Annotated in this window: 17 protein-coding genes and 1 pseudogene; 3 read left to right on the forward strand and 15 right to left on the reverse strand. The window is 61.9% G+C overall.

Features of this window, described 5'->3' with window-relative positions; all coding sequences use genetic code 11:
* From VHE12_09080 to VHE12_09135, 12 genes and pseudogenes are all read right to left on the reverse strand, one after another.
* Nucleotides 1-403, reverse strand: a 403-nt coding sequence (locus VHE12_09080) for an alanine racemase (protein ID HVZ80935.1), incomplete at its 3' end; no start/stop codon positions are given.
* 46 nt (nucleotides 404-449) lie between these two features.
* Nucleotides 450-1,844 carry a replicative DNA helicase gene (dnaB, locus tag VHE12_09085; protein HVZ80936.1) on the reverse strand — a complete coding sequence of 465 codons (1,395 nt, stop codon included), beginning with the start codon at nucleotides 1,842-1,844 and terminating at the stop codon, nucleotides 450-452.
* 301 nt (nucleotides 1,845-2,145) lie between these two features.
* Complete coding sequence (gene rplI, locus VHE12_09090; protein ID HVZ80937.1) at nucleotides 2,146-2,589, reverse strand: 50S ribosomal protein L9; 444 nt, start codon at nucleotides 2,587-2,589, stop codon at nucleotides 2,146-2,148.
* 118 nt (nucleotides 2,590-2,707) lie between these two features.
* Nucleotides 2,708-3,475: a DUF2232 domain-containing protein gene (locus tag VHE12_09095; GenBank protein ID HVZ80938.1), complete on the reverse strand. Its 768-nt coding sequence runs from the start codon at nucleotides 3,473-3,475 to the stop codon at nucleotides 2,708-2,710.
* A gap of 14 nt (nucleotides 3,476-3,489) precedes the next feature.
* Nucleotides 3,490-3,729: pseudogene (rpsR, locus tag VHE12_09100) on the reverse strand (30S ribosomal protein S18).
* A 183-nt stretch (nucleotides 3,730-3,912) separates the two neighbouring features.
* Nucleotides 3,913-4,344, reverse strand: coding sequence for a single-stranded DNA-binding protein (gene ssb / locus VHE12_09105; GenBank protein HVZ80939.1), 432 nt, complete (start codon nucleotides 4,342-4,344; stop codon nucleotides 3,913-3,915).
* A 22-nt stretch (nucleotides 4,345-4,366) separates the two neighbouring features.
* Nucleotides 4,367-4,840 carry a 30S ribosomal protein S6 gene (rpsF, locus tag VHE12_09110; protein ID HVZ80940.1) on the reverse strand — a complete coding sequence of 158 codons (474 nt, stop codon included), beginning with the start codon at nucleotides 4,838-4,840 and terminating at the stop codon, nucleotides 4,367-4,369.
* A gap of 268 nt (nucleotides 4,841-5,108) precedes the next feature.
* Entirely contained in the window at nucleotides 5,109-6,773 is a 1,665-nt protein-coding gene (locus tag VHE12_09115) for a diphosphate--fructose-6-phosphate 1-phosphotransferase (protein HVZ80941.1), read from the reverse strand.
* A 190-nt stretch (nucleotides 6,774-6,963) separates the two neighbouring features.
* The gene (gene rhaD, locus VHE12_09120) at nucleotides 6,964-9,015 is read right to left on the reverse strand and encodes a bifunctional rhamnulose-1-phosphate aldolase/short-chain dehydrogenase (GenBank protein ID HVZ80942.1); all 2,052 of its coding nucleotides are present in this window, start codon (nucleotides 9,013-9,015) and stop codon (nucleotides 6,964-6,966) included.
* Between the two features lie 21 nt (nucleotides 9,016-9,036).
* Nucleotides 9,037-9,972 carry a carbohydrate kinase family protein gene (locus VHE12_09125; GenBank protein HVZ80943.1) on the reverse strand — a complete coding sequence of 312 codons (936 nt, stop codon included), beginning with the start codon at nucleotides 9,970-9,972 and terminating at the stop codon, nucleotides 9,037-9,039.
* A gap of 8 nt (nucleotides 9,973-9,980) precedes the next feature.
* Complete coding sequence (locus VHE12_09130) at nucleotides 9,981-10,910, reverse strand: FecR family protein (protein ID HVZ80944.1); 930 nt, start codon at nucleotides 10,908-10,910, stop codon at nucleotides 9,981-9,983.
* A gap of 40 nt (nucleotides 10,911-10,950) precedes the next feature.
* The gene (locus VHE12_09135; GenBank protein ID HVZ80945.1) at nucleotides 10,951-11,700 is read right to left on the reverse strand and encodes a FecR family protein; all 750 of its coding nucleotides are present in this window, start codon (nucleotides 11,698-11,700) and stop codon (nucleotides 10,951-10,953) included.
* A 99-nt stretch (nucleotides 11,701-11,799) separates the two neighbouring features.
* On the opposite strand from VHE12_09135, the gene VHE12_09140 reads away from it, so the two are divergent.
* From VHE12_09140 to VHE12_09150, 3 genes are all read left to right on the forward strand, one after another.
* The gene (locus VHE12_09140; protein HVZ80946.1) at nucleotides 11,800-12,153 is read left to right on the forward strand and encodes a Spx/MgsR family RNA polymerase-binding regulatory protein; all 354 of its coding nucleotides are present in this window, start codon (nucleotides 11,800-11,802) and stop codon (nucleotides 12,151-12,153) included.
* Between the two features lie 276 nt (nucleotides 12,154-12,429).
* Complete coding sequence (locus VHE12_09145) at nucleotides 12,430-13,497, forward strand: class I fructose-bisphosphate aldolase (protein ID HVZ80947.1); 1,068 nt, start codon at nucleotides 12,430-12,432, stop codon at nucleotides 13,495-13,497.
* 109 nt (nucleotides 13,498-13,606) lie between these two features.
* Nucleotides 13,607-13,804 (forward strand): hypothetical protein, encoded by a 198-nt coding sequence (locus tag VHE12_09150; protein ID HVZ80948.1) that lies wholly within the window; start codon nucleotides 13,607-13,609, stop codon nucleotides 13,802-13,804.
* Between the two features lie 3 nt (nucleotides 13,805-13,807).
* Here the strand turns inward: VHE12_09150 and VHE12_09155 are convergent, their stop codons facing one another.
* The 3 genes from VHE12_09155 to VHE12_09165 form a co-directional block, all read right to left on the reverse strand.
* Nucleotides 13,808-14,503: a hypothetical protein gene (locus VHE12_09155; GenBank protein ID HVZ80949.1), complete on the reverse strand. Its 696-nt coding sequence runs from the start codon at nucleotides 14,501-14,503 to the stop codon at nucleotides 13,808-13,810.
* A gap of 124 nt (nucleotides 14,504-14,627) precedes the next feature.
* Entirely contained in the window at nucleotides 14,628-25,520 is a 10,893-nt protein-coding gene (locus VHE12_09160; GenBank protein ID HVZ80950.1) for an SMP-30/gluconolactonase/LRE family protein, read from the reverse strand.
* Between the two features lie 189 nt (nucleotides 25,521-25,709).
* Nucleotides 25,710-26,341: YfhO family protein (locus VHE12_09165; GenBank protein HVZ80951.1), on the reverse strand; the 632-nt coding region annotated here is incomplete at its 5' end.

The following is a 26,341-nucleotide window of genomic DNA, read 5'->3' on the forward strand; positions in this document are numbered from 1 at the left end:
CCATCCCCGTATCCAATTTGACGTGGACCCCGACCTTCGCGAGACCCATCTTTTGGGCCGCTTGGGAAACGACCCGCGCCCCCGCAAGGGAGCTGACCTGGGGAATGAGCTTGTTCTTGAGCAGGGACGGCAATTCGGCGGGAAAGGTGGGGGTGAGGACCAGGATGGGCACCCGGATCCCGCCCTGGCGAAGGACGATCCCCTCTTCCACGAAGGCCACCGCCAGGAACTTGGCCCCGGCCCCGACCAGCGCCCGGGCGACCTGGACGCTCCCATGGCCATAGGCATTGGCCTTGACCACCGGAAGGACCTCCGAGCCTCGGGCGAGCTTTTGGAGGGCCTTGAAGTTGGATCGGAGCGCGGAAAGCGAGATCTCGGCCCAAGTGGGGGTGGTGGGTTCCATGGGCTGCATTATAGGGCCGGGTCCGGGCCCCGTCTCGGCGGAGGCCCTATTTTTCGGAGACCTTGGAGGCCGATTCGAAGGTGGTGTATTCGCGGCGGAAGACCACCGGTACGTTGTCGGTGGGACCGTTACGCTGTTTGGCCACGACCAGTTCGTAGGAGAACCGGGGTGACCCGTCGTCGGCCGTGTCGGCGGTCTCCTTGTGGATGAAGACGACCACGTCGGCGTCCTGCTCGATGGCGCCGGATTCGCGCAGATCGGAAAGGACCGGCCGCTTCTCCTCCGCCCCCTTCTGGGGACGGGACAACTGGGACAGCACCATGACCGGGATGTCCAGGTCCTTGGCGAGGGCCTTCAACTGCCGGGAGATATAGGCGATCTCCTGCTCGCGGGTGTCGGTGCGGATGCCCGCCTGGATGAGCTGGAGATAGTCGATGATGAGCAGGCCGATGCCGTGTTCACGCTTCAGGCGCCGGGCCTTAGCCTTGAGGTCCAGGACCGTCATGGAGGAAGTATCGTCGATGAAAAGCTTCGCCTCGTAGAACTGCCCCGTGATGTTGACCAGGCGGCTCCGGTCGTGGTCGTTGAGGTAGCCGGAGCGGGCCTTCTGAAGGTCGATGCGGGCCACCGAACAGAGAAGACGCAAAGCCAGCTGTTTGGCCGTCATTTCGATGGAGAAGAACCCCACCGGTATCTTCTTCTTGAGCTGGTTCGTGCCCATGCAGACGTGCTGGGCGATATTGAGGGCCAGGGAGGTCTTCCCCATGGAAGGCCGGGCCCCGACCACGATCATCTCGGCGGGCTGCAGTCCGGCGGTCAGGTCGTCCAGGTCGAAGAAGCCCGTGGGCACCCCGGTGATGTGCATCTTCTGGTCGGAGAGGTTGTTGACGTACTCGAAACTGTTCCCGATCAGGTCCCGGATCGAATTGAAGTCCTTGGTCTCCCGCAGTTCGGTGGCCTCGAAGATGCGGTGCTCGGCGCTGTCGAGCAGTTCCTTGATGGGCATGGTGTCCGCGTAGGCGTCGCCCACCACCTGGGTGGCGGCGGTGATCAGCCGGCGGGCGGCCGATTTTTCCTTCACGATATTGGCGTAATACTCGGCGTTGGCCGCAGTGGGCACCCGTTCGATGAGGGCCGTCAGGGCCGAGACCCCGCCGATGGTGTCGAATTCGCCCATGCGCTTGAGTTCGTTGGAGAGGGTGATGATGTCGACCGGTTCCTTGCGGTCGTCGAGGGCCACGATGGCCTGGTAGAGCTTGCGGTTGGCCTCCCGGTAGAAGTCCTCGGCCTTGCAGAGGGGGATCACCAGGCGGATGGCTTCCGAGGAGAGCATCATGGCCCCGAGGACGGACTGTTCGGCCTCCAGGTCCTGGGGCGGCACGCGGAATTCGGCGTTGTTGGGCAGCGGCGAGGGCGGGTTGCTTTTACGGGCGACTTCCATTGGAACTCCAAAGTGATTTTTGCAGGCCGGGAATTTTAACTATTCCGTCCCGGATCGCAAAATCCACTTTCCCAAAAACGGAAACTATCCACATCTTGTGAATAACCGGCTCAGTTATTCACAGGACCATTCTCTTTCCCCGAAGCATTCCTGGGACTTTTCCCCAAACCCGCTTGGCCGCACCAAGGAGGTTGAAAATATTTTCAAGATGCTTTTAAAAAATGGGTCTTTCCCCCCGAGAATGCCAAAAGGTATACAGGAGTATACATCCAGGGACCTCGAAAGGGAACGGGACAGAAAGCTAAAGCTTCATCACTTCCAAGGGCAGGCTGGCGGTCACTTCGGGATGGAGCTTGATCTTGACGTCGTGGTGACCGACCAGGCGGATGGGATCGTCCAGGTGGATCTTCTTCTTGTCGATCTCCAGGCCCTTTTCCTTCAGGGCGTCGGCGATCTCGGCGGAAGTGATGGACCCGAAGAGGCGGCCCTCTTCCCCCGCCTTATGGCGGAGCGTAATGGTCGTTCCTTTGAGCTTGGCGGCCAGGGCCAGGGCTTCTTCCCTTTCCTTCAACTTTTTGCGTTCTTCGGCCTTCTTTCCTTCCTCATATTGCTTCATGGTCCCGCCGGAAGCCTCCACGGCCAGGCCGCTGGGGAAAAGGAAATTGCGGGCATAGCCCTCCTTCACCTCGAGCAACTCGCCCTTTTTGCCGATCTTGGGGACATCCGCCTTGAGAAGGACCTTCATTTTTTCCACCTTGTAAGAAAAGAATTAGCCGGACCACGGAGTGCACCGAAGCCGCAGGGAAACCATCGAGCCTTGAACAGCCTTCTAAAACCCTTCTGAACCCGGTGGTTCGACCAGGCTACGCCATGATCTCCGGTTTTCGCGATTTGATCTTGCGGAAGTCGAACCAGACGTCCAGCACGCCCAGGACCCCGACGGTCTCCAGGGGAAGCTGCACGAGGATGAGGTAGCTCAACACCCGCAGGGTCGCGGGCAGGCGCCACTTGTTGAAAAGGAAGGCCACGATGCTGAACCCGCTCAGCACGTAGATCGCCCCGAACAGGACCAACCCGTTCCCCGCCAGCAGGTCCAGCTCCCGCGAGGGTCCCGCGATCAGTTTCAGGGCCCCCGCCCCGATCAGGCCGAAGACCAGGGGTTCGGGAATGACCCAGTCCTTGAAGGGCATGGCCCGGGGGACCCTTTGGGTGAGCCTAGAGAGGACAAAGGAGACCAGGTAATAAGCGAAGAGCCCATAGACCAGACAGGCCGCCCCCAGCCAGGAAGGCAGCAGGTCGTAGAAGTACTTGTGGTACTGGTCCTTGAAGGCGGCCATTTTTTCGGCCGAGACGTTCATCTTGAGGGCCGCCTTGGTGTTGGCCTCCCAATCCTTCTCGAAATGGGCGTCGGTGAAGTAGTTCTGGATGGAAACGGCCAGGTTCTCCTTGGGATCCTCACGGCCGATGGCCAGGATCCCGCAAAGCAACAGGCCCAAGGCGCCCGCGCCCGCCAGCACCACGGACCGGGGCTGGTAACCCCGGACCAGGGCGAGGACGACCGAGATCGCGGCCATCACGAAGAGGAACCCCATGATGGCCAGCTGAAGGATCAAGGCAACGAGCGTTTCCAAGGAACGCCCCCTTCTTAGTTGTGGGCGAAGGGCAAAAGGGCGATGTTGCGGGCCCGTTTGATGGCCTGCGTCAGCTCCCGTTGGTGATTGGCGCAGGTGCCCGTCATGCGGCTGGGGACGATCTTCCCGCGTTCGCTCACGAAGGCCCGGAGCTTGTTGTAGTCCTTGTAGTCGATGGCCACCACGCGGTCCGCGCAGAAACGGCAGGACTTGCGGCGGGGACGGCGGAAACGGCCGCCCGGACCCCCTTCACGATGCGGACGGTCACCACGGGGACCGCCGTGCGAGGGTCCGCCGTGGGGGGCTCCGGTGCGCGGGGCGCCCGTGTGGGGGGCTCCGGTGGAAGCGGGACGGGATTCGGGTGTTTGTTCCATTTCATCTTCTCCTTAAGTAATTAGGTTCGTTGGGCCGCCTCGGGCGGCCGGTCAGTAATTGGGTTAAAAGGGGATGTCCTCTTCGGATCCGGAAGCCTGTCCTTGCGGGGCGCCTTCGTCCTCCGTGCCTTCATGGCTGGGTTCGGAACTGCCGCCGCCCTTGCCGCCCCGGTTCAGGAACTGCACCCGGTCGGCGACCACTTCCAGCACGGTCCTCTTCTGCTTGTCCTCGGTCTCCCAGCTCTTGCTCTGGAGACGCCCCTCGACGAAAAGCGGGTCGCCCTTTTTCAGGTACTCCCCGGCGGCTTCGGCCTGCTTGCGCCAGACCACGACGGTCACGTAGCAGACCTCTTCCTTCTTTTCTCCCGACTGGGACTGATAGACGCGGTTGATGGCCATGCGAAGGTTGGCCACCGGGGCCCCGCCGGCCGTATAGCGCAGCTCGGGGTCCTTGGTCAGCCGGCCCATCAGGAAGACTTTATTGAAATCAGGCATCGGTTCCTCCGGAGGTCAAACCTTAGGGGTTCGTTGGCGCGGGTGCGGAAGGAGCGGGCGCGGGTGCCGGGGCGGACACCGGAGCCGAAGCCGACGGAGCGGACACGGCATCGGGCGACCGATGGGGGGCGCTGGGGCCCGAGGAAGTCGCGGGCCGGGGAGCGCTGGTGCGCACCGGGCGCGGACGCGGCTTCAGGTGGCTGATGGTGTCCTTCACCACGCTGAACTTGATGACCTTTTCCATCAACCGCAGGTTACGGGTGACCTCAGCGACGGTTTCCGTGGAGATCTGGAGATGGAAGAAGATGTAATGGCCCTCGCGGTGCTTCTGCACCAGATAGGCCAGGCGGCGCTTGCCCCAATCGTCCTTCTTCAGCACCGTGCCCTTGTGGTCGGCCACGATCTGTTCGACCTTCGCCGAAACGGCGGCTTGCTCTTCGGTCGTCGAGTTGGGGTCGAGAATGTAGATGACGTCGTACTTCAAAAGATTCGACATGCTTTCCTCCTTTTGGTTTCTCCCCCGAAGGGGGAGGTAGTCCCTCCGGTCTTTCTTGGAGGGACAAGGTTCCGGTTGAAGCTTTCGCTTATGGCGGGAACGACCCTGGTTTACCAGCCATTACCCTTGTTAAAAACCCGGAAAAATGGCCGGCCCATCGATCCCTGGAAATCTCTAAACCTCCAGGATGGGCAGGGGGTGGGAAGTATAGGCCGGGGGGCCTATGGAAACAATACGAAAAACCCCAAGGATCGGGGGTCCAAGGGCCTTATTTGCCCCGTTCCAGGCGAAGGGTCTCGGGCACCGCGTCGGCCACCTGGGCCGGGCCCCAGAACTGGATGGGACCGGGGCTGGTGAACTCATCCCCCGCCGCCCATTTCTTCCGGTTGGCCGCGAAAGCCTTGAAGGGCTTGCCCTTCAGGTCCACCAGGGCCTTCTGGATGACGGGCTTGTCCTTCCCGTGACGACGTTCCATGTTCATCATCATGGTCAGGGGCACGCCCCCCGCCTTCCATTGGGAAGCTGGCTTCAGGAGATCCCGGACGCTGGAAAGGTAGCCCGTCAGGCCCGAGGCCACCAGGAAAGCGGCGGTATAGCCCAGCGAATAACAGTAATCGGCGTCGAAGTTGGAGGGGTCGGCACAGCGTCCCTCGTAGCCGAAGAAGTGGCCTTGGCCCGAGAACTTCCCATTGAACTTCCCTTCTTTCTTCCACTGCTTCAACCGCAGTTCCACGGCCTCGATGAGGAGCTTCTCGGTCTCGATCTTGGAGACCTGAACGTTCCCATGGGGGTCCCGGTCGGCCAGGAGCTGGGCCTGGATGGAGGGAGGCAAGGACTTAAAGGCCGCCTGGCTCTCCTTACCCAGACGGTCGGCGACGAATTCGATCTTCCGGGCGGCGCCTTCCAGCTTCTCGAACTCCTCGTTATGGGCCAGGAGGTCGTTCAACTCCCCAATGAGCTTCTTCATCTCCGGGATGAACTCGAGCAACCCTTCCGGCACCACCGCAATGCCATAGTTCTTCTTTTGGGCGGCCCGGTCGGCCACCACTTGGGCCACCTGGTCCGTGATCTGGGCCAAGGTCCACTTGTTCTCCGCGATCTCCTCGGAGATAAGGCAGACATTGGGGCGGACCTTCAGGGCCACCTCGAGCGCGATATGGGAAGCCGAGCGGCCCATGACCTTCATGAAGTGCCAGTATTTCTTGGCCGAGAGGCAATCGCGGCCCACGTTGCCCGCCAGTTCCGAATAGACCTTGGTGGCGGTGTCGAACCCGAAACTCACCTCGATCTGTTCGTTCTTCAGGTCCCCATCGATGGTCTTGGGGCAACCGATGACCCGGATGTCGGCCTTTTGGGCCAAGAAATATTCGGCTAGCACCGCCGCGTTGGTGTTGGAATCGTCGCCGCCAACCACGACCAGGGCCGAGACCCCGGCCGACTTCAGGTTCTTCCGCACCGCCTCGAATTGTTCCGCGCTTTCCAGTTTGGTCCGGCCTGACCCGATGATGTCGAAGCCGCCGGTGTTCCGGTAAGGAGCCAGGAACTTCTCGGTGATCTCCACTTTCTTGTTCTCGACTAGACCCGAAGGTCCGCCCAAATAGCCGATGAGCACGTTCTTCTTGTTGAGTTTCTTAAGACCGTCGAAAAGACCCGCCACCACATTATGGCCGCCGGGCGCCTGCCCCCCGGACAGCACCAGCGCCACCTTGATGGCCTGCTTGGCGGCGGCCGGAGCCTTGCCGGTCGTGAAGGTCACTTCGGGTTGGCCATAGGTCTTGGCGAAGAGCTTTTGGATGGCGGCCTGGTCGCTGATGGACCTGCTGGCCTTACCCGCCTTGGGGGAGACCTTAGAAGGATTACCGGCGAGGACCTTGGGCAGTTTGGGCTGGTAACCGGACCGGGCGGATTGCAAATTTGAAAGATGCGAGCTCATGAGGCCTCCAAGGGATGGGGAAATGAGGCCGTATTATAGGACGCTCGGATCAAAAGAAAACCCAAAGGCAAGCTGGGACAAACAGTGATTTTGCCACCGATGAACACCGATAAACTCCGATGGATCTCAGGCCAGGGTTTGGCCTCTCCATCCCATTCATCCCCTTCATCGGTGGCTAAATAGCCGCGCCTTATCTTGGGAAAGCCTCTTTGATCCCCCCGTCCACCGGCAGCATGGCGCCGGTCGTCTTGGCCGCCTTATCGGAAGCCAGGAACAACACCGCTTCGGCCACATCCTCGGACTTCACCTGGCTCTTCAAGAGGTTGCGGTCGATATAGAACTTCTTGAGTTGCTCGATCGAGACCCCGTGGGCCTTGGCCCTTTGGCGGCTCACCGACTCCCAAAGCTTGGAACCCTCGAAGATGGCGTCGGGGTTCACCACGTTCACGCGAATACGGTCCGACCCATGCTCCATCGCCAGGATCTTGGCCAGTTGGGCCGAGGCGGCCTTGGCGGCACTGTAAGCCGCGAAATCCTTGCCCGGCGCCGTCACGTTCTTGCTGGCGTTCAGGATGAAGACCCCGCCGATGCCCTGGCGGGTCATGATGCGCACCGTTTCCCGGGCGACCAGGAAATGGCCGGTGGCATTGACGCGCATGGCCAATTCCCAATCCTTCAGGGCCATATCCTTGATAGGCGAACTCTTGGCGATGCCCGCGTTCGAAAAGACGATGTCCAGCCCCCCAAAGGCTCGGACACAGGCGGCGAAAGCCTGTTCCACGCTCCGCTCATCCCCGACGTCCAGACGGGTCCACAAAGCGGCTCCATCCCCGAACTTGGCGCGGATCTCCTGGGCGGTCCTGGAAGCCCCTTCCCCATCCAGGTCGGTCACAAAGACCTGGGCCCCCTCCTGGGCGAAAGCGAGGGCCGTCACCTTGCCGATACCGCTGGCCCCGCCGGTCACCAAGACAATGCGGCGGGAGAATTCCTTTTCCTTGGGCAAAAGGGTCAGTTTGTAGTTCTCCAGGGGCCAATACTCGAAACGGTGGATCTCCTTCTCGTTGATGGCCTGGAACTTTTGGATGGCCGAGGCGTTCTGGATGACCCTCAAGTTGTGGTGGTAAAGGTCCTGCACGATCTTGGCGGCCTGCCAATTCTTGCCCGTCGTCACCATCCCCACCCCGGGGATCAGGATGATGCGAGGATAAGGGTCCAATTGGATGAGGTTCCCCTCTTTATACTTCTCGAAATAGCGGACATATCTCTTCTTATAAGAGGCCAATTCCCCAACCAATTGCTCGCTCAAAGCCTGGGCATCCTTAGCGGGTTTTGCCACGAATAAGGGCCAAGGCTTGATGTGCATCAAGTGATCCGGGGTCATGGGGCCCAATTGGCTGGTCTTTGCGGCACCGGGGCGGCCGATGAAATCAAGGACTTCGGGCGAATCGTCCCACAGAAGCACCATCCGGGCCTTTTCACTGACCACCCCACGGATAACGGGGAGAACTTGAGCCAATACTTCATGGCGATCGGCCAGACCCTGGGTCGTTACCTTCCCGATGGGCGCCGGTCTTTTGCGCTTGGCCGCTCGGATGAATTTTTCGGCCTTGGTGCAGAAAGCGATGGTTCGGTCATAAGCTTCCTTCGGGGTCGAGCCCCAGGTGATGAGACCATGTTTATCGAGAATGACTCCCTTAAGCCTCAGATCCGACTTGGCGATGGCACCCACCCACTTGGAAAGGGTGAATCCGGGCCGGGTATAGGGCACCCAGGCCAGTTCGCCCCCAAAGAGCTTGGCGATCAAGGCCTTACTATTAGGGGTGTCGGTCAGGGATGTCATCGCGTCCGCGTGAGAATGATAGACATGGTCATGGGGCACGAAGGCATGGAGCAAGGTCTCGATGGAGGGCCGGGGTTGGTTCCCACCCATCATGGCCTGGCCCAGGTATTCGACCATTTCCTCGTCGGTCATCTTTTCCCGGCGTTCCAATAAAAGAAGGTCCTCCAAGCGCAAGCGGGTGAAGTGTTTGCGTTCGATGGTCCGCATATCGGACCCAGATCCTTTGATGTACATCACGGAGACCACATGACCCCGATGGTCCGGTTCCTCGCATTTCAGGGAACTATTACCCCCGCCCCAGACCACCAGCTCTGGATTCGCCCCGATCAAGCGGCTGGTATAGGCCAGCAAGTCCACGCCGGAGAGCTTTTTGGATTCGTTTTGAGACCAAAGGTTTTTCATGTTTTCTCCATTGAAAAGCTATCAGCGAACCATCATTTTTATAACAGAACTAAATCCTTGGACACCCTTCGTTGCTCCCAATTCCGACACCGCCGCCGCGCCCGCCGCGTTGCCCAACTTCATGCACCGCACCAGGTCCCACTTGAGGGATAAACCCTTGATGAAACCCGCGCAGAAGACATCCCCAGCTCCGGTGGTATCCACCACCTTGGTTTTATAGGCCGGCACCTGGATCTCCAACCCATCCTGCCGTTTGAGGAACGATCCCTTCTCGCCTTGCTTGATGACGACGCACTTGGCACCCATCCTTAGGAAGGCCTTGGCCGCCTTGACCGGGTCCGTATATCCCAGGAGCATCTTCACTTCCCGCTCGCTCGGGATGAAATAGTCCAAATGGGGGAGGCAGGGTTTGAGGGCCTTCATCCAGCGGCCCTTCAGGTCCCAAGCCGTATCCAGGGAGGTTGTCAGGCCCATTTGTTGAGCGCTGCTTAAGATTTGTGCCATCGGCTTCCCGTCCAGTTTGGGGAACAGGAAATATCCACCTATATGTAAGTGGGAAAAGGCCGACAAGTTTGAAAGTTTCAGGTCCGAGCGGTGGATGTGGTCGTTGGCGGCGACCGAATGGAGGAAGGAACGGCGGGCCCTGGAATCCACCAGTACGACCGTGGCCGAGGTGGAGACCTGGGGATCCCTCATCATGCCCTTGGTATCGACCCCGCCCTTGTTCAACACATCCAGGGCGAAGCGGCTGAAGTGGTCGGTGCCCACCTTGCCCCACAGGAAAGTTGGGACCCCCAGCTTGCTCAGCCCCAGGGCGGTATTGGAGGCGCATCCGCCCAAGGCCATTTCCACATGGTCCACGGACAAAAGTCCGCCCGGGGGCGGAAGCTTATCCACCGGCTTGACCAGCACGTCCACCAGGACGTTCCCCAGACAGACCACCCGGAAGGGCCGCACGGGACCGCTTAGAATCCGAACTGAAGACCGATCCCGTGGTCCTTCTTGCCGCCTCCAAGGATCTGGTGCAGGGCTTCGTTGATGAGCCTTTCCTCCAATTTTTTCAGGAGGATCTGTTTCGCGGCTTCCAGCTTGTCCGAGGCGTCCAGGAAGGCCACGAAATCCGCGATATCGCCGGCCCCCAATGGCCCCAGGGCCGGGGCTATCCCATGGCCCACGACCAATGAAAAACCCTTGTGAACGTCCTCTTCCTTGCCATTGGCCCGGGTAAAGACCGTACCGTCGTAGGTCTTGGTGGTATGAACGTCCTTCTCCTTGTCGTAATCGACCTCGAAAGTGGTCCCCCGCACACCGGTCACCACCCCGCCGGCCTCCACCTCGAAGCTCGACGAGGAGGTCTCCAATTTGTGGATGATGGTCCTGAGTTTCCCGAAGAGCATGGAGAACTTGGCCTTGAAGTCGGTACCGTGGATGTCCAGGTCCTTGATCTGGATGTCGGAAGAGGGGCCGATCTCCATGGTCCCGCCGTCCTTGAACTGCAGATAGACCGTCCCATCCTTGCCGGTGATGATCTCATCGTCCTTCTCGACCTTCTGGGGAACATCCGGCTTCTTCTTGTCGCCCTTATGGACCAGGTAGGCTTCCCCATCGACCTTCGCCACATAAAGCGGCGGCAATTGGACCTTGGGGGTGGGGGTTCCCGTCGGGGTGCGGGTATCGGTGGGCGTCCTCGTCGGGGTATAGGTCTTGGTGGGCGTATGGGTCTTGGTCGGAGTGAAGGTCTTGGTCGGGGTGTGCGTCCGGGTGTTGGTGGGTTTGGGTCCCGGAGTGGAAGCGGCCTTGGACTCGTCCGCCGAAACCCTGGTCATGGTCCCAACGAATCCGGAGAACAGCAGTCCCACGCAGAAAAGGGCCACCATTGCGATCTTCTTCCCCATCAGTCCCTCCCGGAACGCTTTTTGACCCGCCCAACCCGGCTCAGAACGGCAGCTTGTCCCCGATCGTCTTCTTGACATCGTCTTCCTGCTGCTGGGGCAGGATGCCACCCGGCACTTTCTCCATGACCTGGCCGTGCAATTGGCCCAGAAGTTCCTGCTTCTTCTGCTCCAGTTCGTTGGAGACGTTCTCGAAATCCTTGAAGCTGTCCATTTGGGCGCCGGTCAGGGGCGACTTGACCGCCAGGCCCGTGGTCTTCACCACCGCTCCATAGCCCTTGTCGATGACCTCCTCGTGGTCCTTGACCCGGGTGAAGATGGACCCCTCGAAGGTCTGGGCGCTCACCTTCTTCTGGTCCTTGTCGTAGTCCACCCCAAAGACCGTTCCCCGCACGCCCGTGACCACGCCGCCCGCCTCCACCTCGAAGCTCGACGAGGAGGTGGCCAGTTTCTTCACCTGGGCCTTGAACTTGCCCCAGGCCAAAAGGAACCGGGTCTTGAGGCTGTCCTTGTCCTCGGCCAACTGCTTGACCGTCACGCTGGTCTTGGACCCCACCTCCACCACGCTGCCGTTCTTGAATTCCAGGTAGGCATTGCTATCCGCGCCGGTGGCGACCTTGTCGCCTTGGACCAGGCTCTCGGGCGGCTTGCCCGTGTGGGACTTCTTGCCGTGGGTCACCGTGACCTTACCCTGGACCTTGGCCAGGAAAAGGACGACGTCGGCGTCGGCCGCCCAAAGCGGGGACGCGAAAGCGAGGATGGCCAGACAGGCGACGGACCGAAAAAGATCCATGACTTTCTCCTGGGGTTTTTGGAACGCCCCTATGAAACTAGCTTTCAAGCCGGTTCTCAAGTTAAATAAGGCGCCCTAGAAGGCCCTTTTGGAGGAACCATGCCCCGCTTTTACCAGTACCCAAAATGTTCCACCTGCCGCAACGCCCAGAAATGGCTGGAAGCCCGCAAGATAGGATTGGAATCCACCGACATCACCCTGGACCCGCCCTCCAAGGCCGAATTGAAGGCCATCCTGAAAGCGAGCGGGAAAAAGGTGACGGACCTGCTGAACAAGAGCGGCGAGCAGTACCGGGCGCTGAACATGAAGGAGAAGGTGAAGACCCTGACCGAGGACCAGGTCCTGGAGCTGCTGTCCAAAAACGGACGTTTGATCAAACGCCCTTTGGTGTTCGAAGGCAAAAGAGCCACCATCGGGTTCCAAGAGGAAGAATTTAACAAGACTTGGAAATGAGGTTTTGGGCCTCTCCCGCTCCGGGGTTTTTCTTGCCAATTCCTTCTTTATTTTGTAAAAGTATTGCCTTGTTCGGCGGCCCAAGCCTCACCGGGCCCCCTTTTCCCCACACCTCCCACTATTTCATCCGCTGTTCTCGCAAGAGGTCGGGAATTGTTTCGAAGGGACCCATAAAATTCCTGCGGAATTATTATGGGCAGACAGGCTTTTTGATCTTGCTTCGTTATTGTTCGGCCTGTCGGCCGTTAAATCAAAGACCTAGAGAAGGAAGGGACCATGAATATCTCGGAGATCGAAAAGCACCTCGGCGGCCAAGCCAAGGACCTGTTGGGCTATCAATGCAAGGGCATCAACAAGAGCTCCATCCACGTGCCCAGCGGGGACTGGGTGGACCGGATCTTCATCAACTCCGACCGCAACAACCGCGTCCTTTCGAGCCTCAACTGGCTCTATAACGCGGGCCGCCTGGCGGGGACGGGTTACGTCTCCATCCTTCCCGTGGACCAGGGCATCGAGCACTCCGCCGGGGCCTCCTTCGCCAAGAACCCCATGTACTTCGACGCCGAGAACATCGTGAAGCTCGCCATCGAGGGCGGCTGCAACGCGGTGGCCTCCACCCTGGGCGTCCTGGGCATCGTCTCGCGCAAATACGCCCACAAGATCCCCTTCCTCGTGAAGCTCAACCACAACGAGCTCTTGACCTACCCCAACAAGGCCTCCCAGTTCTACTTCGGGTCGGTCAAGCAGGCCTACGACATGGGGGCCGCCGGCATCGGCGCCACCGTCTATTTCGGCAGCGAGAACTCCCAGCGCGAGATCGAGGAGACCACCAAGGCCTTCCAACAGGCCCATGAGTACGGCATGTTCACCGTGCTTTGGTGCTACGTCCGCAACAAGGCCTTCAAGACCAAGGAGAAGGACTTCCACGTGTCCGCCGACCTGACGGGCCAGGCCAACCACCTGGGCGTCACCATCGAGGCCGACATCATCAAGCAGAAGCTCCCCGAGAACAACGGCGGCTTCGCCTACCTGAACCAGGAATCCTCCTACGGCAAGTTCGACAAGCGCATGTACGACAGCCTCTGCCCGGACCACCCCATCGAGTGGACCCGCTGGCAGGTGGCCAACTGCTACATGGGCCGCGCGGGGCTCATCAACTCGGGCGGGGCTTCGGGCGAGAACGACTTCGCCGAGGCCGTCAAGACGGCCGTCATCAACAAGCGCGCCGGCGGCATGGGGCTCATCTCGGGCCGCAAGGCCTTCCAGCGCCCGATGGAAGAGGGCGCCAAGCTCCTGCAGACCATCCAGGACGTCTATCTTTGCAAGGATGTGACCATCGCCTAGGACGGCCTTTTCAAGCCGTCCCGACCCCCTGGCCCGCAAGGGCCCGGGGGTTTTTTATTGCCAAAAATGTGGGAAAATAAAGGGGAAATCAAGCTTCAAGGAGGGTCCCATGGCGCAACCCGTGGAAGTGACGGTCGTGATCGGGCACCGGGGCGGAGGGCAGGTCCTGGGGGTCTTCACCGACGGGAACAAGGTGCGGGCCATGAAGGAGATGGTCGAGGCCTTCAACGAAAAAGGCTATGTCAGCTTCGAGAAGGTCCGGCTGGACGAGTTCCAGATCAAGAAATTCGGGCTCTACTTCCGCTGAAGTTCAGCGGAGGGTCTTCCCCGTCCTCGCGTCCAGGAGCATTCGGGAGCTGTCCTCGAAGAAAAGTTCCAGTTCCTGGCGGTCGTCCAGGATCATCAGGGAAACGTGGCTTCGTCCGCCGTTCACGCCCTTGGGGCTGGTGATCTTCCTCTGCCAAAGGAGACGCCCCGTCGGCACGTCCGAAACGCGGATCTTCTGGTGGCCGTAGGTGATGGAAGGGTCCACCTCGACCAGGAAGTTCCCCTCCAGGAGGGGCTCGGTCCGCTCGGACAGGTCGTCCTCGTCCTTCCCTTCCTTTTTCTTGGGCAGGTCCTTCCGTTTGAACTTGTCGGTCATCAGGGACCGGCCGTTGCGGCGGTCCAATACGAACCATTCCCCGCGCTCGTTCTGGAGCACCAGCCGGTTGGGTTCGTCCAGGTACATCTGCTGGAGATAGATCTGCTGGACGTCCTGTTCCACTTCCGGGTCCAGCTTCACCTGGTAAAGGTATCTTTCCCAGACCAGGTCCCCGGTCACCTTCAGGTAGGCCGCCACATGGCCGCCCTTATAGACCTGTTTCTTATCGGGAGTGCTGTTCTCGCGGACCACGAAACGATAGACCCCGTCATCCACCGGGTAAAGGAAAGGGGGCGGTGTCCGCTTGGCGGACAGGGACGCCGCCAGCGAAAGCAGGATCAATAGGAATGAAAACCTTTTCACGGTCCCTCCCGGAGGGCTTAGTTTAACCAGAGGGAGGGGAAGCTCAAAGATATTTGGGCCGGCAAGGTCCCCACGGAAAGACCGGTTTAACGGATCAACAACGATCCCGCGATATCGATCGGGGTCAAGGGACCGGGGCGAACTTCAACACGCGGTTGCCGCCGGAATCGGTCTCGTAAATGTTCCCCGCCGGGTCCAAGGCGATCCCGCCGCCGTAAACGCTGCCGTCCCCGAACTCGTAGAGGAACCCGCCCGTGGAGGTGAATTTGGCGATCTGCCCGCCATAGCGGCCCACCACATAAACGTTCCCCGTGGGATCCAGCATGATGGCCGAAAGTCCGTCCACACCCGGGACGCTGAACTGGGACAGGTAGTTATAGTTGCTCCCGTCGAAGGTATAGATGTTCACGTAATTGCCGTTGTCGATGCCGTAAACGGTGACCCCGTCGGAAGTGGCCGCCACCCCCACCAGGTTCCCGAAGTATCCGGGTCCGTTGCAGCATCCGGCCCACTGGGTGACCGAGGAGCCGAGGTCATTCAGTTCGATCAGGTGGTTGTAACCGATCCCCCCACCTTGGGCCACGAAGACATGGCCCGCGGTATCGGGGGCGATGCCCGAGGGGCTGTTGACAAAGGTCCCCCAGGCGAAGGAATAGCTGCCGCCGTTCTGGTAGAAGGCCTGGGCCTGCTGGGCCTGGCCGTTGTCCGTGGTATAGACCGTGGTCCCCGCCGCGTTGACCGACAAGGCTTCCGGGAAATACTGGATCCCGCCCGATCCGGCGAATTGGGTCAGATAGTTCCCCAAGGGATCGAATTTCAGCATCCGGTGATTGTAGCTGTCGGCCACATAAACGTTACTGCTCCCATCGACGGCGATCCCCGTGGGGTTATTGAAGGAATCGCTTCCATTGAAGGTCGTCCAGGTCGTGGAGAGGACGTAGGGCGGCGTGGGAGTGACCGTCGGGGTCAGGGACGGCGTGGGGGTGTTGGTGATGGTAGGGGTCGCGGTCGGGGAACCCGGCGTGGGTGTGATATAGCCGCCCGCCGCGGACCCATATTTGACCACCTGCCCGTTGCCGGAATCGGAAACGAACACATTGCCCGCGTCGTCCACCGCGACCCCCGAGGGATAGGACAGGTAGTTGCTCGGGCTGGTGGTGTTCCATTGGGTCAGGTATTGGCCGCTGGTGTCGAATTCCTGGACACGGGCGTTATATCCGTCGGACACATAAACATGGCCCGAGGCGTCGACCGCCACGCCATTGGGGCCGTTGAATTTCCCGGCCTGGCCGCCGTTCCCGCCCCATTGAAGGAGGAAATGGCCGGTCCCATCGAACTTTTGGATGCGGTTGTTGTAACTATCGACCACGTAGACATTCCCCGCCGTGTCGCAAGATATCCCGCCGGGGTTCGAGAACTGGCCGGGCCCCGAGCCATGACCGCCCCATTGGCCCAGGAAGACCCCTTGGCCGTTGAACCGCTCGACGCGGTCGTTATCACGGTCGGATACATAGACCTGCCCCGAGGGACCGACGGCGACAGCGGCGGCCACTTCGAATTGGCCCGACCCGGACCCCTCGGTCCCGAAGGACCGCAGGAAATTACCGGCCGGATCGTACTTCACCACCCGATGGTCCTCGGAATCGGCCACATAGAGATTTCCGGCGTTGTCCACCGCCACCCCGTAATCGTTGTAGAAACCGTTGAATTGGGTCACGGCGTTGTAGTTCACCCCATCGAAAGTATTGAACTTCCAGGCCAGTCCGTTCCCGGCGTCGGCCACATAAAGGTTCCCCGAATGGTCCAGGGCCAGGCCATTGGGATCGCCGAAATGATCGATCGGGCCCGGACCGCCACCGGTCCAGGAAGTCACATAGGCGGGCGGGTTGGCCGAGGCCAGGGTGGAGGGGCCTTGGAGCACCAGGTGGTAATGACCGTCCGAGCCGGGCCGGTTGGAGGCCACCACCACGTAATAGTCCGAGTCCCCGCTCAGGGTCTCCAGCAGCTGATTGGGGCTGGAGTTGTCGTCGGAGGAATCGATGAAATTCCCGCTCCCGTCCAACAGGTCGAACCCGACGCTGTCCCAACCGCCCTTGTCGTCATAACAATCCACCGCGATCCTGTAGAGGCCGTTGTCCACCGCCGTGAAGCGCCAGACGTTCTGCTGGTCGCCCAGGTAATAGCGGACATTGCCCGACCCGACCGCATCGCCTCCCGACCCGAGGGTCCCCAGGTAGGTGTTGTTGGCCAGGTTGTTCCCGTCGTTGGAGGCCGGGTCGATGGAAAGGGGAGTGGAGGCCGGCGACAGGCCGCATAGGGGCAGGAAGACCGACGCCTTGAGGACGAAAGGCCCTTGGTCGTAATCGTAATCCGAATCCACGACCAGGTAATAGGTCCCGGCCGCCAGACGCGGCGTCACCATCGAGATCAAGTAACCGTTCGCGAGATAGGACACGGCGGAACTGTCCACCAGGGAGATGGTCGTGGTGGGATCGTCCGGTTTCGTGCGCAGGTAAAGCATGGCGCTATTGGAGTTGGAGGTGAGTTGGAACAGGAGCTCCTTCGCCTGGGCCAGCGTGAACTTGAAGACCCGGTCCGGGCCGTCCACGCCCCAATAGGCCGGAGAACCACCGACCGTCGCGAATTCGCTGTGGTTGTTGGGAGCCCCGGTGGTGTCCCCCGTCACGGGGGCCCCGTCGATGTTCCCGGTGATGTCCGCCACCTGGGTCGGACCCGGGGTCGGGCTGTTGGTGGGGGTGGCCGTGAGGGTGGGCGTGAAGGTCGGGGTATCCGCGAGCCCCTGTCCCTTGAGGACCAGGCGGTAATCCCCGTCGTTGCCGTCGGACAGGGCATAGACCACCAGATAGTAGGTGCCGGGGCCCAGGGCGCCGGAGCCATCGTCCACGGGATGCCCGCCCTCAACGGTCGCCCGTTGGTTCCCCTGGGCGTCATAGACCTCGAAACCGAGCAGGGCCTTGCCGGAGGCGTCATCGAAGTCGTCGAGGATCCCCTCGACGTTCTCCCCGGGATAGGCCACGGTGAACTTCCAGACGTTCACGGGTTTGAGCCAATACTTCACATTGCCCAGGCCCACCAGGTCCCCGCCATCGGGCAGGGTCCCCAGGTCGGTGGCGTTCGTGAAGCCCACATCATCCAGGTTCGTCACCCCCGAGGACAGGGGGGAGGAAACGGGGCTGTAGGGGCCCGCCTGGGGCGTGAAGGGAGAGACCACCAGCGAGAAGGCCCCGTATTCACCGAGCCCGAACCCGTCCACCACAATGGTGTAATCCCCGGCGGGGAGCACCCCGGTGACGAGGCTGGAGGAAAGGGCGGGATCGGACAAGGACCCGCCGCAATAGGAAGAGTCATCGGCGAAATCGATCACCTGCTGGGTCCCGTCGAGGACGTAAAGGGCGCTGTCGAACCCGGAACCGCAAAGCGAAAGGAACAGGGCCTGGGGCGAGGAGAGGTGGACCTGATAGGCCCGGTCGGGCGCCCCTTGGCCCCAGATATCCCCGTTGACCGTGACCGAACGGGCGTCCGAAAGTCCGGTCGTGTCCCCGGTGAAGGTCACCGGGACCCCACCCACCCCCACTGGCGTGGAGGTCGATGTGACGGTCGGAGTGAAGGTCGCGGTGGGGGAATCGGTGGGGGTCGGGGTATCGGTGGGGGTCGAGCCGTCGGGGGTCTGGGTGGCGGTGAATGTCGGGTAAGGCGTGGAGGTGGCCGTCCCCACCGGGACCGACTGGCCGAATTTCTGGATGAGGTTGTTGTAGGTATCCACCACATAGACCGAGCCGTCCGGTCCCAGGGCGACGCCGTTGGGATAGTAGAACTGGCCGCTTCCATAGCCATAACCGCCCCACTGCGCCAGCAGGTTCCCGTTCAGGTCCAATTCGGACAGGTTGTAATAGGTGGTCACGAAAAGGTGCCCGGCCCCGTCGACCGCCAGCCCATAGCCTTGTCCCAGGCCGCCCGGGATGTCCGATCCGACGGCGTTCGAATAGCTCCGGCCGCCGTTCTGGGGCTGGTATTTCATGACCTGGGAGGTGTTGTCACCGACCACATAGACCGCCCCGGAGCCGTCCACGGCGATCCCGCGCGGCGGATAGTAGCGGCCTTTGCTGCTCGGGCTCGGGTTCAAGGTCCCCCATTGGACGATGAATCGGCCCTGGGCGTCGAACTTCTGGATCCGGTAGTTGTTCGTGTCGGACACATAAAGGTTCCCCGCGCCGTCCACCGCGAGCCCCGAAGGCGTGTTGAACTGGCCCTGCTTGGCCCCATACACCCCGTTGGTCCCCAGCCAGCCATCGGGCGTGCCGTCGGCCTTGAACTTCTCGATCCGGTGGTTGTAGGAATCCGCCACGTAGATGTTCCCCCAAGGATCGACCGCGATCCCGTTGGGGCCCGAGAACTGGCCCGAACCCGACCCGGGACCATAGCCCAGGTCGCCCAGGTAGTTGCCGTAGGGGTCGAATTTTTCCACCCGCCCATTGACCGAGTCGGTCACGTAAAGGACCGTGCCGGCCGGGTTCATGGCCGCGCCCAAGGGATAATAGAAGGGATCGTAAAGCGCGCCCCACTGGGTCAGGAAAGGCGGCGGGGCCAAGGGAACGCCCGGCGTGGGGGTGTCCGTCGGGGTGAGGGTGTCGGTCGGGGTGCCGGTGGGCGTCGGAACGGCCCCCGCCTCGACGACCAGGCGGTAGTCCCCGTCGGTGCCGTTGGCGTTGCTATAGACCACCACTAAGTAATCGCCCGCGGGCAGGGTCTCGCCCAGACCGTTGGGATAGGTGGTATCGGCGGAGGAGTCGTAGAAGGACCAGGAATTCTCCCCGCCCTGCCACTGGTAAAGGTCGAAGCCCATGCGCTGGGGATGGGTGCCGTCGTCGTAGCAATCCAAGGCCATGTTGTAGAAAAGACCGTCGTCGGGGGCGTGGAAGAACCAGGAATCGGTCCCATCCCGGTAGAAGCCCACACTTCCCTTGCCCACGACCGTCTGCCCGGCGGAAAGCGAGGAAGAAAGGGTCGTATAGCTCGTGTAGCCGTAATTGTAATCGTTGGGTTCGACCTCCTGGACCGGCGCCTGGGTGCCGTAATAGCCGCATCCCAGTTGGAAGGTCTGGAGGGACAGGCGGAAGGGCCCTTGGGCGTCCTCATTCCTTCCGTCCAGGATCAGGTAGTAGGTTCCCGGCTTCAAGGTCCGGGTGACCATGATCGGATCCTCGGATTCCGGATCGTCCGCCAGGGCCAGGACCGAGGAGGGGTCGTTCAGCTTGGTGCGCAGATAGACCGTGAAGTCCACCGACCGGCCATAGGGCCCGAAGTCGATCTTCAGGGCCTTGGGCTGGGTCAAGGTGAAACGATAGGCGATATCGGGGGCTCCATCCCCCCAGGTTTCCACGTAGGTGCCCTCGCCCACGATGGTGGCCGATTGGTTGTAGTTGTCCGGATGGCCCGTGGTGTCGTCCAGGATCTCCGGTCCGTCGATATTGGCGGTGATGTCCTGGATCACCTGCGTCGGGGCCGGGGTCGGGGTCCCGGTGGGGGTGAGGAAGGTGGAGGAGGTGTTCTGGACCACCAGGCGGTAGTTGCCGTCGGACCCGTCGGCGGCCGAATAGACCGCGATCTTGAGGACCTGGCCCGTGGTCATGTTCATCAGCACCTGGTTCGACGGGGTGCCGTCGCCCGAGGCGCCCAGGAACCGGTCCGAGCCGTCGTAGAGGTCGAAGGCGGCCAGGTCCTTGCCCGTTCCGTCGTCATAGCCGTCCACGGTAATGAGGTAGGTCCCGTCGGACCCGGCGGTGAACTTCCAGGTATTGACGGGGTTCAGGTGGTCGTTCACGTTGCCCGTGCCGGCGGCGTCCAGGCCCGAGGAGACGGTCCCCAGGTCGGTGGCGTTCGTGAAGTAGGCGTCATCGATGTCGGTCACGCCCGAGGAGAGCGGGGAGGCCCCGGTGGCCACGGTGGTCAAGGGACTGAAGGGCGCCAGGACCAGGCTATAGGCCCCGAAGTCGCCGGACCCGAAGCCGGTCACCACCAGGCGGTACTGGCTGGCCGCCGAGAGGGTCCCGGTCACCAGGGAGCTGGCCGGGGTCCCGCAATAGGGCGAATCGTCCGCCAGTGAGATCACCGAGGTTCCCGAGGCATCGGTCAGGTAAAGGACGCTGTCGAAGGGAGCGCCGCAAAGGCTGATGAAATATTGGCCGTCGGCGGGCGGGGTGAAGGTATAGACCGCCTGTCCGGACCCCAGGCCGAAACCGTCCCCGCCCACGGTCACCCCGGCGCCGGGGAAGGCCCCGGTGGTGTCGCCCGGCACCGGCAGGCCGGAGGTGATGTGGGAACTGACGTCCTGGTCCGGCAGGGGCGTGGAAGTCGCGGTGGCCGTCGGGGTGGAGGTCGCCGTAGGAGTCAGGGTCGGGGTGGCGGGCAAGGAGGAAACGGAGAACTTTTGGACCCGGTTATTGGAATAATCGGTCGCGTAGATGTTCCCGAAGGCGTCCGAGACCACGGTGTTGGCGTTGTAGAACTGTCCCGAGCCCGTCCCGTAACTTCCCCACTTCCCGATGAAGTTCCCTTGTCCGTCGAACTCCTGGATGCGCTCGTTGTTGGCGTCCGCCACGAAGACGTGGCCCGAGGGATCGATGGCGATGTTGTAGGGGCCGTTGAATTGGCCGTCCCCGGCCCCCGTGATCCCCCATTGGGCGATCGGGCTGCCCGCGGGATCCCATTTCACGATCTCGTTGGCCCCATACATCGAAATGAAGAGGTTCCCGGCCCCATCCACCGCCACACCGGTCGGGTAGGAATAGTAGGGATAGACATAGGTGGACCACTGGGTCAGGAACCCGCCGGCCGCGTTGAATTTCTTGATGTAATAGTTGTTGGTGTCCGCCACATAGAGGTTCCCCGCGGCGTCCAGGCTCACCTGTTCCGGATAGTAAAGCCCCGTGATGGTGCCCACCGTCACGAACTGGCTCCCGTTCCAGCCGTAGATCCCGATGCTGTTGTAATTGTTCTCGGCATATATCGTGGTCCCCGCGCCATTGGCGGCCATGATCCCCGTATATCCCACGGTCACCTGGGTCACCGGCGCCCCATAGACCCCGCCCGAGTAGGGGAACTCCAGGACATAGCCCTGCGAGGTCGCGAAGACGTTCTGGGACGGATCGACCGCGACCCCCTGGGGCAGGTTGACGCCGATGATGTTCGAGGAAGCGACCAGGGTCGGGGTGACCGTGGGGGTGAAGGTGTCCGTGGGCGTATCGGTCGCGGTGGCGACCCCGCCGCCCTGGATGACCAGGTGGTAGTCCCCGTCGGTGCCCAGGCCGTAAGCATCATCGGCGTGCACTACCACCCAATAGTCCCCGGCCGGGAGCTGGGTCGTGAGGCTGTTGGGGGAGGACCCGGGATTGGGCGAGTACTGGTAGACCTGGGTGACCCCATAGGTCGTGTCGTAATTCCACAGCTCGAAGTCGACCTTCGCGGCGCCCGACCCGTCGTCATAGCAGTCCGTGGAGATGGTGTAGAGGCCGTTGTCGGTGCCGGCCGTGAAATGCCAGGTATTGTCCTGGTTGTCCAGGTAATAGCGGATGCTGCCGGCCCCCACCGCGTCCGTCCCCGCGGAGACCGTCCCCAGGTCGGTGGCGGTCGCCAGGTCGTTCTGGTCGTTGGAGGCGGCCTGGATGGGCTTGGGCAGGGAAACGGGGGCCAAGTTGCAGTTGGGGGTGAAGGTGGAGACCTTCAGGTTGAACCCGCCCTGATCGTTGTAGGTGGAGCCGTCCACCACCAGGTAATAGGTGCCGGGTTTCAGGCGGGTGGTGATCAGCGGCGGCGTCTGCCAGAACTGGTAGTAATAGGAATAGTAGACGAAATTGGGGTCCGTCAGGGCGATGGTCGTCGAGGGGTCGTTCGGCTTGGTCCTGAGGTAAAGCACCCCGGCGGCGCTGGTGTACATGGAACCCGTGTAATAGACGTCGGTCGTCAGCTCGAAACGCATCTGCTTGGGTTCGGTGAGGGTGAATTTATAGGTCACGTCGGGGGCTCCCACGCCCCAGGAATCGCCGTTGACCGCCTCACTGGTGTGGTCCTGGCCGCCCGAGGTGGTCCCGTAGATCAAGTTGCCGGTGTCGATGAAGGACGTGATGTCCTGGGTCCCGCCCGGCGTGGGGCTGGGGGAGGCGAACAAGGTCCCCGTGGGGGTCGCCGTCGGAGTGGCGCTGGGCGTGCCCGTCGGGGGATAGGTCGTCGAGGGCGTATAGGACCCGGATTGCTGGACCGTCAAACGGTAGTCCCCGTCGGACCCATCGGCGATGGCATAGACCGCGACGTAATAGGTGCCCGCCGCCAGGGGCTTGGCCAGTTGGTCCAGGGTGTCGGTGCCCGGCGATACATCCACCAGCTTCTTGTTGCCGTCATAGAGGTCGAAGGCCACCCGGTCCTTGTTGGCCCCCGCTTCGTCGAACCCGTCCAGGGAGAAGGTGTAGAGGCCGTCCGAGGAGGCCGTGAACTTCCACACGTTCACGTCGCTCAACTGGTACCTCACCCGGCCCTGGGCCGCCGCATCCGTCCCCACCGAGACCCCGCCCAGGTCGGTGGCGTTGGAGAAATAGGTGTCATCGGTGTTGTTGACGCCGTCGGTCACGGGCGCGGCGGAGGTCACGATGGAGGTGACCGGGGCGAAGGTCGAAAGGGTCAGCTGGTAGGGACCGTAATCGCCCGGTCCGTAACCGTCCAGGTATAGGCGATAGGTCCCCGCGGCCAGGAGGCCCGTGGCCAGGGTCGACCGGGTGCCGCCGCAATAATTCGAGTCATCCCCCAGGCCGACCACGGTCGCCCCCGTCGAGTCGGTCAGGGTGAGCACCGTGTCGAAGCCGGATCCGCAGGCATTGATGAAGAGGCGGGAATCGGTCGCCAGGGTGAAGGAGAAGCCCTGGTCCTGGGCCCCGTCCCCGAAGCTCCCCCCATCGCCCAGGGCGGCACTGAAGGTATCGGCCAGGTCCGTGGTATCCCCCGTCACCGGCGCCCCGTCGATGTTGGCCGTGATATCCAGGATCGGTTGGTCGGGGGTGGGGGTCGGGGTCACGCCCGCTTGGGTGATGCTCAGGGTGAAGGGCCCCTGCCAGCCATTGTCAAAACCATCCACCACCACGTAATAGGTCCCCGGCGACAGGAACTGGTCGAAATCGGAATTCAGGCCGTTGTTCGGCCCGCAGGCCTGGTCCTCGGTATCGTCGTTGAAGTTGAGCTCTTGCGGGTTCGCCGGATCGCAATTGGACAAGAGGTAAAGGACCGTATCCCCGTTCGGGTCACTGGTGCAGACCTGGAAATGGAGGTTCTGCGGGCTGTTGACCACCAACCGGTAGACGTAATCCCCCGATCCCACGCCGTAATCATCGATCTGGTAATGGTCCGGCTGGGTGCTCAAATCGCCGTTCACCGGCGCCCAGATGGAGACCGGCAGCGCGTTGGCAAGGCAATCCCAGGGGGTCGCGGTGTCGGTGGCCGTGTCCGTGGCCGTATCGGTGGGGGTCTGGGTCGCGGTGGCGGTGGCCGAATCGGTCGGGCTCGAGGAGGCCGTGTCGGTGGCGCTATCGGTCGCCGAGGGGGTGGCGGTCGAGGAAACGGTGTCCGTCGCGCTGTCCGTCGCGGTCGAGGAGGCGGTCGAGGTCCCCGTGGAGGTCGGGCTATTGGCGAAGGTGTCGGTGGGCGTGGACGTGGTGGTGGAAGTGGCCGTCCAAGTGGGCGAATCGGTGGCCGAGGCGGTCGGGGAGGAGGTGGCGGTGGAAGTGGCCGTATCCGTCGTTGTATCGGTCGCCGTATTGAACGCGGTATCGGTGGCCGAAAAGGTGGAAGTGGCGGTGGGGCTGGAGGTCGGGGTCAAGGTCGGCGTGGAGGTGGGGGTGGAGGAAGTCGTCGAGGTGGCCGTGTCGGTGGCGGTATTGACCGCGGTGTCGGTGAAGGTCAGGGTCGGCGTGGGGGTTGCGCTCGAGGTGGCGGTGAACGTCGGCGTATCGGTCGGGGTCCAGCTGTCGGTCCCGGTGGAAGTCGCCGTCGGGGTATCGGTGATGGTGGGCGTATCGGTGTCCGTGAAGGTACCGGTGAAGGTGGGGCTCAGGGTCGGGGTGGCGGTCACGGTGGGCGTGAAGGTATCGGTGGCGGTCGCGGTGTAGGTGGGATAGGGCGTGATGCAGTTACCCGACGTATCGGAGGTGATCCGGTCGTAGGCGTAATAGGGGACGGTGGTGTTGAGGCGGAAACGGAAGGACGGTCCCTGCAGGGTGGAACCGGAGTTGATGACCTGAAGCCAAGCGTGGGTCGTGGCCCCCAACTGGACGCAATAGACGTCGTTGTTCTGGAGGATGGAGACCCCGGCCCCCGCCGTCAACTTGGCTGAGCCGGAATCGCCCAGATAACCGGATACGGGCGCCGAAGCGAAATCGACCAGGGGGCCGTTCCCCAGGTAGGCGATGCTGACCGCCGCGCCGATCGCCTGGAGGACGAATCCCCCGCTCCCGTTGGGGTTCAGCGAGATGTCATATCCCCCGGCCATGGTGGACGGGGTCAGGGCCTCGTTCATGAAGGAAAAGGAGGAACCGGAGGGGTCGTTCCAGGTCGAGATGTTGTAGCAGTTGCGGGCGATGGAACCCATCTCGATGGAGACCGAACCCGTGGAACTTCCGCTGGGCAGATCGGCGGCCCCCAGGGCCAGGGGTCCCTGGGTGGGGTGGTCCACCAACTCCACCGCCAACAGCCAATCCGGGCCCGAAGGGAGGGTCGCCTTGAAGAAGACCGAGCCCGAACTTCCGGAGGTGCTGAAGGGCCCCACCGAACCGGCGATGGGGCTTTGGCCCTTTGCCGTGAAGCGGTAAAGCAGGTCGTTGGTGGACGAACCCAGGAGGTTGGCTTTGATCTCGGAAGAAAGGGGGATGGAGACGGTCAGGGACTCGGGACGCACGGGCGCCACCGGCGATTGGGCGTTATTGCCGCAGCCCGTCAAGAAGGCTATTCCCAGTAACAATAGAAGGGACCAAGATTTTGGGAAAACCGATTTCAAATAGGCTTCCAAAGTGGCTGGGATCGGGCGTTGATTGGTTTTGAATGGCCGATATTCTATCTGGGAGCGCCGGAAACATCGGGTAAATTTCCGAAAAATTTACCCGAATAGCCGAACTTTAAAATGTTAAAAAAAGGGGGCAAACAAAGGGTTTTAATCCCTTAGGCGGCGCCAAAAACACCCGAAGGCCAGGCCGAACCAGGTCAAAAGGCTCAAAAAAAGCCCCAAACGGAAGGAATTGGGTTCGTAACGGAACATCACCCGCTCCAATCCGCCTTGGGAAAGGGGCACGGCCATGAAAAGGGCGTCGGCCCGGAAGATCGGCACCGGACGGCCGTCCACCCAGGCGTGCCACCCTGGGGAAAAGGACTCGTCGAACACCAAATACCCGGGTCTCTCACAGGAGACCTCGAACTGGGCCTCGCAAGGCGAAGGACGGTTCTCGGTGATGGTCGTCGGCTCCTTGAACCAGCGGTCGAAAAGGGCGCTCGCCTTCTCCCAAAGCGACGGACCCTGGCCGACGGCCGAACGCCGGGCCGGGGACAACACCACCGACCCTCCCCCAGGCGCCTTTTCGGTGAAGGCTTCCTGCTCCAAAAAAACCCGCGGGTCCAGGAGCGCCCTGATCACTTCGGGTCGATCCGCCATTTCCCTTACCCGATCCACCTTCCAGGCGCTCGACATGGCTCCGGCGTTCAGGTTCGCCAGGAAGGGCCCGACCCGTTCCTTGAGGCCATATTTGAACCCCGGCAAGGGACCGGGCAGGAGGAAGGTCTTGGCCCCCG

The organism is bacterium (assembly GCA_035549195.1).
Taxonomy (GTDB): Bacteria; Oederibacteriota; Muellerivitia; order Muellerivitales; family Muellerivitaceae; genus DASZRK01.